The sequence below is a fragment of the Pseudomonas sp. BW16M2 genome (assembly GCF_014268865.1).
Lineage (GTDB): Bacteria > Pseudomonadota > Gammaproteobacteria > Pseudomonadales > Pseudomonadaceae > Aquipseudomonas > Aquipseudomonas peradeniyensis.
Window position 1 is genome coordinate 72,766 of sequence record NZ_JABWRI010000001.1, and the last position, 13,456, is coordinate 86,221.

Here is a 13,456-nt window from a genome sequence, read left to right on the forward strand (position 1 = left end):
ACCATGCCCCCGCCCCCGCACGGAGCAGGCACTACATATTGCCCACCCGAAACGACAAGGGGCCCGACGCTTGCGCGCCGGGCCCCTCGCTCACTTCAGCCGTGATCAGCTGTACACACGCCCCAGCAGCTGGCGGTGGCTTTCGAACTGATCGAGCACGTCACGCACGATCTGCTCGCGGGTGAAGCCCATCAGGTCGTACTCCTGGCTGCCGTCGTGCAGGTACACCTCGGCACGGTAGAAGCGCTGGCGCACTTCCGGCTCGCCCTCGACCGGCGCCTCGCTCGGCGCGGCCATGTAGCCGTCCAGGCTGGCTTCGTAGACGAACGGGTTGCCCTCTTCCATCATCACCCGCAGGCCCATCATGTTGCGCGACTGGCCAACACGGGTCTCGACCTCGAAGCCCAGGGTGCGCAGCTGCTCGGCGGCCTCTTTCAGCGCCGGGCTGACCTGCTTGTCCATGAAGCGTTGCACCACGGCCTGGGTCGGTTGCAGGTCCAGCTGGCTCAGGCGCTCGCTGAAGCCGCGACGGCCACGGGCGGCCAGTTCGGCGCGCTCGCTCTCGACCGCGACGTCCTGCTTCATGGCCTTCATCAGGCCGAACATGAACAGCACCAGGACCACCGAGAACGGCAGGCCGGCCAGCACCACCATGGTCTGCATGGCTTCGAAGTTACCGGCGAACAGCAGGCCGATGGTGACCAGGGTGATGACCACCGACCAGAACACCACCATCCAGTGCGGGGCGTCTTCGTCGACCTTGCCGCCTTTACACGACAGGTTGGCCATCATCACCGCGCCGGAGTCGGCCGGGGTCAGGAACAGCACGAAGCCGACGAACACCGCCACACCGATGACGATCTTGGCGGCCGGGAAGAATTCCAGCAGCTGGTAGATCGACATCGACGGTTGTTCGAGCGCCGTCTTGCCCAGCTCCACGGCGCCCTGGTTGATCACCAGGTCCAGCGCGGTGTTGCCGAAGATCGACAGCCAGGCCAGGGTGAAGCCCAGCGGGATCAGCAGCACGCCGCTGACCAGCTGGCGCACGGTACGGCCCTTGGAGATACGGGCGATGAACATGCCGACGAACGGGCCCCAGGAGATCCACCAGGCCCAGTAGAACACGGTCCACAGGCCCAGCCAGCGCTCGGACTTGTCGTTGTCGCCTTCATAGACGTAGAGGTCGAAGGTCTTGAGCACGACACCGTTGAGGTAGTCACCGATGTTCTGCACGAAGCCGTTGAGCAGGTGCAGGGTGTTGCCGGCCAGCAGCACGAAGATCAGCAGGCCGCTGAACAGCAGGATGTTCAGGTTGGACAGGCGACGGATGCCGTTCTCCACACCCGACACCGCGGCCACGGTGGCAACGCCGGCCATGACCAGGATCACCACCAGCAGGTTGGTCTTGCTGTGGTCCATGCCGAACAGGTACTCGAGGCCCGAAGCCACCTGCATCGAACCGATACCGAGGTTGGTCACCAGGCCCAGCAGGGTCACGAACATGCCGAAGATGTCCACGGCATGACCCGCGCCACCCTTGACCCAACGCTCACCGACCAGCGGGTACAGCGCCGAACGCAGTGCCAGCGGCTGGTTGTGACGGTAGGCGAAGTAACCCACGGCAAGACCGACCAGGGCGTAGATCGCCCAACCGTGCAGGCCCCAGTGCAGGAAGGTCAGCTGCAGGCCCTGGCGCGCGGCCTCGAGGCTGGCAGGGGTGCCCTCGGGTGGGTTGAAGTAGTGGTCCAGCGGCTCGGAGGCGCCGAAGTACAGCAGCGAGATACCGATGCCCGAGGAGAACAGCATGCCGGCCCAGGCGCCGTAGCTGAAGTCGGGGGTGTCGTCCTTGCCGCCAAGCTTGAGCTTGCCGTAGTCGGAGAAGGCCAGGTAGACGACGAACAGCAGGTAACCGCAGATCACCAGCATGTAGTACCAGCCGAAGGTACGGGTCAGCCATTTCTGGGCGACGCCCAGCGCCTGGCCAGCGGCTTCGGGGACAGCGATCAGCAGGGCAGTCAGAACGAGGATCATCAGCGCCGAGGTGTAGAACACCACGCGGTTGACCCGTACCCGCTCGGCGGGGGGGGTTGTCAGGGAGGCAGAACTCATTGCACGAATGCTCCGGGCAGTGCGGCAGTGGAGGCTAAACAGTTATGTCCCGCGCAATTGGTGCAATAGCCCTACTGCGCAAGGTGTTATAAAAGGCACCTGGAAACCGTGATCCCGAATCGAAACGCTGCAAAAAAAACAGACCGGCCGCCTGTCGCCTTGCCACGCACTCAGCAGAAGGTGCGCGCATTCGCCACAGACCACCTGGCCCGCTCCAAGGGCCGACCGCGCAGTCCGTGACCGCTCGGCAGAATCTGTCCTTTGCATCGCTCATGCCCGTCAACGCCTTGTATTCCGGGGGTTACACGATTTCCTGGGGTGTCGATTCGTGCCCCTTTGACGGCCTGAAAAACTGTCAATGGCACAAATTGTCGCAGAGCTTATTCTTTATTGATTGAACGTTCAATCAAAACAAAATAGACTGGCCTCGCCGAGGCAGCCGCTCGTCGTCTGCCCGCAGGCCTGAGGAGATAGCAAGATGCCCAAGGTCGGTATGCAACCCATCCGCCGCCAGCAGTTGATCGAAGCCACATTGCAGGCGGTCGATCAGGTCGGACTGGGCGATGCCAGCATTGCGCTGATTGCCCGTTTGGCCGGTGTGTCGAACGGCATCATCAGTCACTACTTTCAGGACAAGAACGGCCTGATCGCAGCGACGATGCGCTACATCATGAACATGCTCAACGAGGGTGTGATCGCGCGTCGTCAGGCACTCACGGACGACAGCCCGCGTGCCCACCTGAAGGTGATCATCGAAGGCAACTTCGATGCGAGCCAGGTGAATGGCCCGGCAATGAAAACCTGGTTGGCCTTCTGGGCCTCCAGCATGCACCAGCCGTCTTTGCACAGGTTGCAGCGGATCAACGATCACCGTCTGTATTCCAACCTGTGCTGTCAGTTCCGCCGCGTCCTGCCGCTCTACCATGCGCGCAAGGCTGCCCGCGGGCTGGCAGCCCTGATCGACGGCCTGTGGTTGCGTGGCGCCCTGTCGGGGGATGCATTCGACACCGACCAGGCGATACGCATCGCTTACGAATACATGGATCTACAACTGGCGAAACAGCAGTCCCTGGGCACAACCGACCAGGCCTCTGAACAGCCGCGCGCAGCGACCAGCCAACCGGCAGGAGCGTGACGCGGCAGCCAACCACACACTGCACTTGCGAGGACACTATGGCCCGTTTCGGAACGCAAAAACTCTACATTGATGGCGCTTACGTCGACGCTGGCAGCGACGCCACCTTCGAAGCCATCAACCCGGCCACCGGCGAAGTCCTCGCCCATGTGCAGCGCGCGACCCAGGCCGACGTCGAAAAAGCCGTCGAAAGCGCCGAGCGCGGCCAGAAAGTCTGGGCGGCGATGACCGCCATGCAGCGTTCGCGCATCCTGCGCTGCGCCGTCGACATCCTGCGCGAGCGCAACGACGAGCTGGCCATGCTGGAAACCCTGGACACCGGCAAGTCGTACTCCGAGACCCGCTACGTCGACATCGTCACCGGCGCCGACGTGCTGGAATACTACGCAGGCCTGGTACCGGCCATCGAAGGCGAGCAGATCCCGCTGCGCGAATCGTCCTTCGTCTACACCCGCCGCGAGCCGCTGGGCGTGACCGTCGGTATCGGCGCCTGGAACTACCCGATCCAGATCGCCCTGTGGAAATCCGCCCCGGCCCTGGCCGCCGGCAACGCGATGATCTTCAAGCCGTCGGAAGTCACCTCGCTGACCACCCTGAAACTGGCTGAGATCTTCACCGAAGCCGGCCTGCCGAACGGCGTGTTCAACGTCCTGACCGGCAGCGGCCGCGAAGTCGGCACCTGGCTGACCGAGCACCCGCGCATCGAGAAAGTCTCCTTCACCGGCGGCACCACCACCGGCAAGAAAGTCATGGCCAGCGCCTCCAGCTCCTCGCTGAAGGAAGTGACCATGGAACTGGGCGGCAAGTCGCCGCTGATCATCTGCGACGACGCCGACCTGGACAAGGCCGCCGACATCGCCATGATGGCCAACTTCTACAGCTCCGGTCAGGTCTGCACCAACGGCACCCGCGTGTTCATCCCTGCCGCGATGAAAGCCGCCTTCGAAGCCAAGATCGCCGAGCGCGTTGCCCGCATCCGTGCCGGCAACCCGGAAGACGAGAACACCAACTTCGGCCCGCTGGTCAGCTTCCAGCACATGGAAAGCGTGCTGTCGTACATCGCCAAGGGTAAAGAAGAAGGCGCCCGCGTACTGTGCGGCGGTGAGCGTCTGCTGGACGGCGACTTCGCCAAGGGCGCGTTCGTGGCCCCGACCGTGTTCACCGACTGCAGCGACGACATGACCATCGTCAAGGAAGAGATCTTCGGCCCGGTGATGAGCATCCTCAGCTACGAGACCGAGGAAGAAGTCATCCGTCGCGCCAACGACACCGAATACGGCCTGGCCGCCGGCGTCTGCACCAACGACATCAGCCGCGCCCACCGCATCATCCACAAGCTCGAAGCGGGCATCTGCTGGATCAACGCCTGGGGTGAGTCGCCGGCCGAAATGCCGGTTGGCGGTTACAAGCAGTCGGGCGTCGGCCGTGAGAACGGTGTCAGCTCGCTGGCTCAATACACTCGCATCAAGTCGGTCCAGGTCGAGCTGGGCGGCTACAACTCGGTTTTCTAAACCCCGTTTAGCCACGCCCGTGCCTTCGCGCACGGGCATTTGCGCTCCCTGACCACCGCCAACGAGGGTACTTTTCATGTCCCAAGAATTCGATTACATCATCGTCGGTGCCGGCTCGGCCGGTAACACCCTGGCCACCCGCCTGACCGAAGACGCCAGCGTCACCGTTCTGCTGCTGGAAGCCGGTGGCCCCGACTACCGCTTCGACTTCCGCACCCAGATGCCAGCCGCCCTGGCCTTCCCGCTGCAGGGTCGCCGCTACAACTGGGCCTACGAGACCGATCCGGAGCCGCACATGGACGGTCGCCGCATGGAATGTGGCCGCGGCAAGGGCCTGGGTGGCTCGTCGCTGATCAACGGCATGTGCTACATCCGTGGCAACGCCATGGACTTCGACGGCTGGGCGGAACTGCCAGGCCTGGAAGACTGGACCTACCTGGACTGCCTGCCGTACTTCCGTAAAGCCGAAACCCGCGACATCGGCCCGAACGACTACCACGGCGGCGAAGGCCCGGTCAGCGTGGCCACGCCGAAAGCCGGCAACAACCCGCTGTTCCACGCCATGGTCGAGGCCGGCGTGCAGGCCGGCTACCCGCGCACCGAAGACCTCAACGGCTACCAGCAGGAAGGCTTCGGCCCGATGGACCGTTCGGTCACCAAGAACGGCCGTCGCTCCAGCACCGCCCGCGGCTACCTGGACCAGGCCAAGAAGCGCCCGAACCTGACCATCGTCACCCACGCCCTGAGCGACCGCGTGCTGTTCGACAACAAGCGTGCCGTTGGTGTGACCTACCTGGTGGGTGACAGCGAAGAGCGCGTCGAAGCCCGTGCCCGCAAGGAAGTCATCGTTTCCTCCGGTGCCATCGCCTCGCCGCAGCTGCTGCAGCGTTCCGGCGTCGGCCCGCGCGCCCTGCTGGAAAGCCTCGACATCCCGGTGGTCCACGACCTGCCGGGCGTCGGCGAGAACCTGCAGGACCACCTGGAACTGTACCTGCAGTACGCCTGCACCCAACCGGTGTCGCTGTACCCGTCGCTGCTGTGGTGGAACCAGCCGAAAATCGGCGCCGAGTGGCTGTTCAACGGCACCGGCATCGGCGCCAGCAACCAGTTCGAGGCCGGCGGTTTCATCCGCACCCGTCCTGAGTTCAAGTGGCCGAACATCCAGTACCACTTCCTGCCGGTCGCGATTAACTACAACGGCTCCAACGGCGTGAAAGAGCACGGCTTCCAGGCGCACATGGGCTCCATGCGCTCGCCGGCCCGTGGTCGCATCCAGGCCAAGTCGAAGAACCCGCGCCAGCACCCGAGCATCCTGTTCAACTACATGTCCACCGAGCAGGACTGGCAGGAATTCCGCGACGGCATCCGCCTGACCCGTGAAATCATGGCCCAGCCGGCGCTGGACGCGTTCCGTGGTCGCGAGATCAGCCCAGGCGCCCACGTGCAGACCGATGAAGAGCTGGACAAGTTCATCCGCGAGCACGCCGAAACCGCCTTCCACCCGTCCTGCTCGTGCAAGATGGGCACCGACGACATGGCAGTGGTCGACGGCGAAGGTCGCGTGCACGGCATGCAGGGCCTGCGTGTGGTCGACGCCTCGATCATGCCGCTGATCATCACCGGCAACCTGAACGCCACCACGATCATGATCGCCGAGAAGATCTCGGACAAGATCCGTGGCCGCAAGCCGCTGCCGCGCAGCACCGCCAAGTACTACGTGGCGGGCGATGCACCAGTGAAGGGCAAGCCGATGCGTGAAGTGAAGCAGGCCTGACCGGCACCTGTGGGAGCGGGCCTTGCCCCGCGATAGCGTAGGATCTGGCGACGCCACTGTCCTGACGGGCGCCATCGCGGGGCAAGCCCACCCACAGCTTCACGCAACACCTGAAAAGGCACCTCTCGAGGTGCCTTTTTTCATATGCAGAAACGCTTTACAGCCTGCCAATTCATCAGGTTAGAATCGATTGGCACGTGACCTGCTAGTTCATGCTGCAAGTCTTATTTCCCGCTGTCCCGGAGTACCTGCCTTTGGATGCGAGCACCATAAACAGTCTGTTCCTGATCGGCGCGCTGCTGGTCGGGGCCAGTATCCTGGTCAGCTCGCTGTCATCGCGCCTGGGCATCCCCATTCTGGTCATCATCCTCGCGGTCGGCATGCTCGCCGGGGTCGATGGTGGCGGCATCATCTTCAACAACTACCCGACCGCCTACCTGGTGGGCAACCTGGCGCTCGCCGTGATCCTGCTCGACGGCGGCCTGCGCACCCGGGTGGCGAGCTTCCGCGTGGCGCTGTGGCCGGCCCTGTCGCTGGCCACGGTCGGCGTCTTGATCACCACCGGCCTGACCGGCATGGTCGCCGCCTGGCTGTTCGACCTGAGCCTGATCCAGGGCCTGCTGATCGGCGCCATCGTCGGCTCCACCGATGCCGCGGCAGTGTTCTCGCTGCTCGGCGGCAAGGGCCTGAACGAACGGGTCACCGCCACCCTGGAGATCGAGTCGGGCAGCAACGACCCGATGGCGGTGTTCCTCACCGTCACCCTGATCGACATGATCGCCAGCGGCCAGACCGGCCTGCACTGGAGCCTGCTCACCCACCTGCTGCGCGAGTTCGGCATCGGCGGGCTGATGGGCCTGGGCGGCGGCTGGCTGATGCTGCAACTGGTCAACCGCATCAACCTGGCCAGCGGCCTGTACCCGATCCTGGTGGTGGCCGGCGGCCTGGCGGTGTTCTCCCTGACCAACGCCCTGCACGGCAGCGGCTTCCTCGCCGTGTACCTGTGCGGCCTGGTGCTGGGCAACCGGCCGATCCGCAGCCGCCACGGCATCCTGCACATGCTCGACGGCATGGCCTGGCTGGCGCAGATCGGCATGTTCCTGGTGCTCGGCCTGCTGGTCACGCCCCATGACCTGCTGCCCATCGCCCTGCCGGCCCTGGGCCTGGCGCTGTGGATGATCCTGGTGGCCCGGCCGCTGTCGGTGGTGGCCGCCCTGCTGCCGTTCAAGGCCTTCCATGGCCGCGAGAAAGGCTTTATCAGCTGGGTCGGTCTGCGTGGCGCGGTGCCGATCATCCTGGCGGTGTTCCCGCTGATGGCGGGGCTGCCCCAGGCCCAGCTGTTCTTCAACCTGGCCTTCTTCATCGTGCTGGTGTCGCTGCTGGTGCAGGGCACCAGCCTGCCGTGGATGGCCAAGCTGCTGAAGGTCACGGTACCGCCGGACCCGGCGCCGATTTCCCGCTCCGCGCTCGAAGTGCACGTCACCAGCGAGTGGGAGCTGTTCGTCTACCGCCTGGGCGCCGAGAAATGGTGCATCGGTGCCGCCCTGCGCGAGCTGAAGATGCCCGAGGGCACGCGCATCGCCGCGCTGTTTCGCGGCGAGCAACTGCTGCACCCGTCGGGCAGCACCGTGCTGGAAGTCGGCGACATGCTCTGCGTGATCGGCCACGAACATAACCTGCCGGCGCTGGGCAAGCTGTTCAGCCAGGCACCGCAGCGTGGCCTGGACCTGCGTTTCTTCGGCGATTTCGTCCTCGAAGGCGATGCCGAGCTGGGCGCGGTGGCCGCGCTGTACGGCCTGAAACTCGATGGCCTGGACGCGAAAATGCCGCTGGCGCAGTTCATCCGACAGAAGGTCGGAGGCGCTCCAGTAGTAGGTGACCAGATCGAATGGCACGGCACGATCTGGACCGTCGCGGTCATGGACGGGAACAAGATCCAGAAAGTGGGCGTCAGATTCCCCGAAGGTACCCGCCCCGGACCCGGGCTGTTCCTCTAAACTCCGATTTGCCGCGTAACACAAGAACTCTGCCTATGTCCCTGCGTGACCATTGCCGCGCAGCCCTGCTGGGGCTGTGCCTGACCTTCTCGTTCGCCGCCGGCGCGGTGGAAATCCCGACCACCCCGGGCATCCAGAGCAGCCTGAGCAAGATCGCCGAGCGCAAGCTGCCGGAAACCGAGCAGAAAGCCGTGCAGCAGGTGCTGGAGCAGACCCTGGCGCTGCTCAACGCCCGCGACGACAGCGAAAAGAAGCTCGAAGCCCTCAAGCAGCAGCTGGCTAGCGCGCCCCAAGAGATCCGCGACAGCCAGCGCGAGCTGATCAAGCTAAAGGCCAGCCCCGCGCTGCCGGTGGCGCAGCGCTATGCCAACCTGACGGTGCCGCAGCTCGAGCAGATGCTCAGCGAGCGCAGCACCCAGCAGGGTGACCTGCAGAAGGCGCTGTCCGAAGCCAACAGCCTGATCATCAATTCACAGACCCGCCCTGAACGCGCCCAGGCCGAGATCAGCAGCAACCAGGTGCGCGTCCAGCAGATCAACAACAGCCTCAAGAGCGGCAAGGACAACGGCAAGTCGATCAACGCCGACCAGCGCAACCAGCTCAACGCCGAACTGGCCTCGCTCAACGCCCTGACCCTGCTGCGCCGCCAGGAGCTGGCCGGCAACAGCGTGCTGCAGGACCTGGGCAATGCCCGCCACGACCTGCTGATCGAGCGTGCCACCCGCCTGGAACAGGAAATCCAGGACCTGCAGACGCTGATCAACGAAAAGCGCCTGGCCCAGTCGCAACAGACCGTCACCCGCCAGTCGATCGAGGCGCAGAAGGCCGGCGGCAGCAACCTGCTGGCCACCGAAAGCACCGCCAACCTGCAGCTGTCCGACTACCTGCTGCGCAGCACCGACCGTCTCAACGAGGTAACCCAGCAGAACCTGCGCACCAAGCAGCAGCTCGACAGCCTCACCCAGGCCGACCAGGCCCTGGACGAGCAGATCAACGTACTCAAGGGCAGCCTGCTGCTGTCGAAGATCCTCTACAAACAGAAGCAGGCCCTGCCGCACCTGAAGGTCGACCGCGACCTGGCCGACCAGATCGCCGATATCCGCCTCTACCAGTTCGAGGTCAACCAGCAGCGCGAACAGATGAGCAGCCCGTCCAACTACGTGGACAAGCTGCTGGCCAGCCAGCCCGAGGAAGACGTCACCCCGCAACTGCGCAAGGCCCTGCTGGAAGTGGCGATCACCCGCGGCGACCTGCTCGAGCGACTGAACCGCGAACTGTCGGCGCTGCTCAACGAGTGCATCACCCTGCAGCTGAACCAGAAGCAGCTGCTGAGCACCGCCCAGAACCTGCGCACCACGCTGGAAGAGCAGATGTTCTGGATCCCCAGCAACAAGCCGCTGGACTGGCAGTGGCTGCGCGAAGTGCCCGAGCGCCTGACCTACCAGGTGGCCAGCCTGCCGTGGGGCGCCGGCATCAAGGAGCTGGGCGACGGCCTGGTGCAGCAGCCGCTGCTGTTCCTGCCGCTGATCCTGGTGATCGGCGCCCTGCTGTGGCGGCGCAAGGCGCTGTACCGACGGCTGGGCAAGGTCCACCAGGACATTGGCCACTTCAAGCGCGACAGCCAATGGCACACGCCCCAGGCGATCCTGATCAACATCCTCCTGGCCCTGCCGGTGGCCCTGGCCCTGACCCTGGGCAGCTACGCCCTGCAACTCGACGCCCGTGGGCAGAACGCCAACCTCGGCGCCGCCTTGTGGCAAATCGCCCAGGCCTGGCTGGTGTTCTACACCGCCTACCGCATCCTCGCCCCGGGCGGCGTGGCCGAGATCCACTTCCGCTGGCACAAGCCGCAGGTCGAGTTCCTGCGCGGCTGGGTACGCCGGCTCGGTACCGTGGTACTGGCCCTAGTTGGCGTGGTGGCGGTGGCCGAGCACCAGCCGTCGGCCCTGGCCGACGACGTGCTGGGCATCGGCGTGGTACTGACCTGCTATGCGCTGATGGCCTGGCTGCTCAGCCGCCTGCTGCTGAGCAGCCCGGCGCACCAGAACACCTCGCTGTTCCGCAAGGCCGTCGGGGTGGCCTTCACCGCCCTGCCCATCGCGCTGTTCGTGGCGGTGTGCTTCGGCTATTACTACACCGCCCTCAAGCTCACCGACCGGCTGATCTACACCCTCTACCTGCTGCTGTTCTGGCTGGTGATCGAGGCCGCGTTCGTGCGTGGCCTGTCGGTGGCGGCGCGGCGCCTGGCCTACCAGCGCGCCCTGAGCAAGCGCCAGGCGGCCAAGGAAGGGCTCGACGGTGAGGTGGTGGTCGAGGAGCCGACCCTGGACATCGAGCAGGTCAACCAGCAGTCCCTGCGCCTGATCCGCCTGGCCCTGCTCGGCGGCTTCATCGGCGGGCTGTACTGGGTATGGGCGGACCTGATCACGGTGTTCGCCTACCTCAACAACATCACCCTCTACGAGTACAGCAGCGGCACCGGCGCGGCGGCCAGCATGGTGCCGATCAGCCTCGGCGACCTGCTCGGCGCCATGGTCATCGCCGGCATCGCCGTGGCCCTGGCCAGCAACCTGCCGGGCCTGCTCGAAGTGCTGGTGCTGTCGCGCCTGAACCTTGCCCAGGGCAGCGCCTACGCCATCACCACGCTGCTGTCCTACGTGATCGCCGGTGTCGGCATCGTCAGCACCCTGGCCACCCTCGGGGTCAGCTGGGACAAGCTGCAATGGCTGGTGGCGGCACTGTCGCTGGGCCTGGGCTTCGGCATGCAGGAGATCTTCGCCAACTTCATCTCCGGCATCATGATCCTGTTCGAGCGCCCGGTGCGCATCGGCGACACCATCACCATCGGCAACCTGTCCGGCACGGTGAGCAAGATCCGCATCCGCGCCACCACCATCACCGACTTCGACCGCAAGGACATCATCGTCCCCAACAAGACCTTCATCACCGGCCAGCTGATCAACTGGTCGCTGACCGACACGGTCACCCGGGTGACGCTGAAGCTGGGCATCGACTACGGCTCGGACCTGGACCTGGTGCGCGACCTGCTGCTCAAGGGCGCCCACGAGAACCCGCGGGTGCTCAAGGACCCGGAGCCGCTGGTGTACTTCCTCAACTTCGGCGAAAGCTCGCTGGACCACGAGCTGCGCATGCACGTGCGCGACCTGGGCGACCGCAACCCGACGCTGGACGAACTGAACCGCTATATCAACCGCGAGTTCAAGGCGCACAACATCAAGATCTCGGTGCGCCAGGTGGAGGTGTTCCTGATGGATAAGCAGCAATTGATCCCGATGGAACGCAAGCCGGACAGCACGCCGCCGAGTTGAGTGGACGCCAAGGGGCATGCACCCTGACAATGTCCTACCGCATCGCGGGGCAAACCCGCTTCCACACTGCTGCGTGGGAGCGGGCTTGCCCCGCGATCATTCCAATCGCGGAGCCGGCCTGTGAGAACCCTTGACCACCTGACCTTCGACAACCGCTTCGCCCAACTCGGCGATGCCTTCTCCACCCAGGTCCTGCCCGACCCGATCGCCGATCCACGCCTGGTCGTCGCCAGCCAATCGGCCATGGCCCTGCTCGACCTCGACCCGGCCCAGGCCGAACTGCCGGTGTTCGCCGAGCTGTTCAGCGGCCACAAGCTCTGGGAAGAGGCCGACCCACGGGCAATGGTGTATTCCGGCCACCAGTTCGGCTCGTACAACCCGCGCCTGGGTGATGGTCGTGGCCTGCTGCTGGGCGAAGTCCTCAACGAGGCCGGCGAGCACTGGGACCTGCACCTCAAGGGCGCCGGCCAGACGCCTTATTCGCGCATGGGCGACGGTCGCGCCGTGCTGCGCTCGTCGATCCGCGAATTCCTCGCCTCCGAGACCCTGCACGCCCTGGGCATTCCCAGCAGCCGCGCATTGTGCGTGATCGGCTCGAGCACCCCGGTATGGCGCGAGACCCGCGAGAGCGCCGCCATGCTCCTGCGCATGGCCCAAAGCCACGTGCGCTTCGGCCACTTCGAATACTTCTACTACACCAAGCAACCGGAACAACAGCGGGTGCTGATCGACCACGTGCTGGAGCAGCACTACCCCGAGTGCCGCGACGCCGAGCAGCCCTACCTGGCCATGTTCCGCACCATCGTCGAGCGCAACGCCGAGCTGATCGCCCGCTGGCAGGCCTATGGCTTCTGCCACGGGGTGATGAACACCGACAACATGTCGATCCTCGGCATCACCTTCGACTTCGGCCCCTACGCCTTCCTCGACGACTTCGACGCCAACTTCATCTGCAACCATTCCGATGACCGGGGCCGCTACAGCTACGCCAACCAGGTGCCGATCGCCCACTGGAACCTCAGCGCGCTGGCCCAGGCCCTGACCACGGTGATCGAGGTCGAGCCGCTGAAGGAGGCACTGGGGCTGTTCCTGCCGCTGTACCAGGCGCACTACCTGGACCTGATGCGCCGCCGCCTGGGCCTGACCACTGCCGAGGACGACGACATGGCACTGGTCGAGCGCCTGCTGCAGTGCATGCAGCGGGGCGGCGTGGACTACACCCTGTTCTTCCGCCACCTGGGCGAGCAGCCCGTGGCCGAGGCCCTGCAGCTGGTACGGGAAGATTTCATCGACCTGGCCGGTTTCGACGCCTGGGGCGCCGAGTACCAGGCGCGCTGCGCGCGCGAAGCGGGCAATGCAGAAGGGCGCCGCGAGCGCATGCATGCGGTCAACCCGCTCTATGTGCTGCGCAACTACCTGGCGCAGAAGGCCATCGAAGCCGCCGAGGCGGGCGATTACAGTGAAGTGCGGCGGCTGCACCAGGTGCTGGGCAAGCCGTTCGAGGAGCAGCCCGGGATGCAGGCCTATGCCGAGCGTCCGCCGGAGTGGGGCAAGCACCTGGAGATCAGCTGTTCGTCATGAACCCCGGGGCGGCCCTTTCG

Annotated in this window: 7 protein-coding genes; 6 read left to right on the top strand and 1 reads right to left on the bottom strand. The window is 65.1% G+C overall.

The window, feature by feature from the left end:
• Window positions 1-105: 105 nt before the first annotated feature.
• On the bottom strand, window positions 106-2,052 hold the full coding sequence (locus HU735_RS00265; protein WP_256206037.1) for a BCCT family transporter: 1,947 nt from the start codon (window positions 2,050-2,052) through the stop codon (window positions 106-108).
• A gap of 535 nt (window positions 2,053-2,587) precedes the next feature.
• Between HU735_RS00265 and betI the strand changes: the two genes are divergently transcribed.
• From betI to HU735_RS00295, 6 genes are all read left to right on the top strand, one after another.
• Window positions 2,588-3,244 (top strand): transcriptional regulator BetI, encoded by a 657-nt coding sequence (gene betI / locus HU735_RS00270; RefSeq protein WP_110735256.1) that lies wholly within the window; start codon window positions 2,588-2,590, stop codon window positions 3,242-3,244.
• Window positions 3,245-3,282: 38 nt separating this feature from the next.
• The gene (gene betB / locus HU735_RS00275; protein WP_186711975.1) at window positions 3,283-4,755 is read left to right on the top strand and encodes a betaine-aldehyde dehydrogenase; all 1,473 of its coding nucleotides are present in this window, start codon (window positions 3,283-3,285) and stop codon (window positions 4,753-4,755) included.
• A 76-nt stretch (window positions 4,756-4,831) separates the two neighbouring features.
• Window positions 4,832-6,529, top strand: coding sequence for a choline dehydrogenase (betA, locus tag HU735_RS00280; RefSeq protein ID WP_186711976.1), 1,698 nt, complete (start codon window positions 4,832-4,834; stop codon window positions 6,527-6,529).
• A 254-nt stretch (window positions 6,530-6,783) separates the two neighbouring features.
• Entirely contained in the window at window positions 6,784-8,526 is a 1,743-nt protein-coding gene (locus tag HU735_RS00285) for a potassium/proton antiporter (RefSeq protein WP_186711977.1), read from the top strand.
• Window positions 8,527-8,561: 35 nt separating this feature from the next.
• Window positions 8,562-11,855: a mechanosensitive channel MscK gene (gene mscK / locus HU735_RS00290; RefSeq protein WP_186711978.1), complete on the top strand. Its 3,294-nt coding sequence runs from the start codon at window positions 8,562-8,564 to the stop codon at window positions 11,853-11,855.
• 120 nt (window positions 11,856-11,975) lie between these two features.
• Window positions 11,976-13,436 carry a protein adenylyltransferase SelO gene (locus tag HU735_RS00295; RefSeq protein WP_186711979.1) on the top strand — a complete coding sequence of 487 codons (1,461 nt, stop codon included), beginning with the start codon at window positions 11,976-11,978 and terminating at the stop codon, window positions 13,434-13,436.
• Window positions 13,437-13,456 lie beyond the last annotated feature (20 nt).

What these genes read in the sequence shown, in the direction of transcription:
- betI (WP_110735256.1), top strand. Translation starts at nt 2,588, where the DNA reads ATGCCCAAGGTCGGTATGCAACCCATCCGCCGCCAGCAGTTGATCGAA.
- betB (WP_186711975.1), top strand. Translation starts at nt 3,283, where the DNA reads ATGGCCCGTTTCGGAACGCAAAAACTCTACATTGATGGCGCTTACGTC.
- betA (WP_186711976.1), top strand. Translation starts at nt 4,832, where the DNA reads ATGTCCCAAGAATTCGATTACATCATCGTCGGTGCCGGCTCGGCCGGT.
- mscK (WP_186711978.1), top strand. Translation starts at nt 8,562, where the DNA reads ATGTCCCTGCGTGACCATTGCCGCGCAGCCCTGCTGGGGCTGTGCCTG.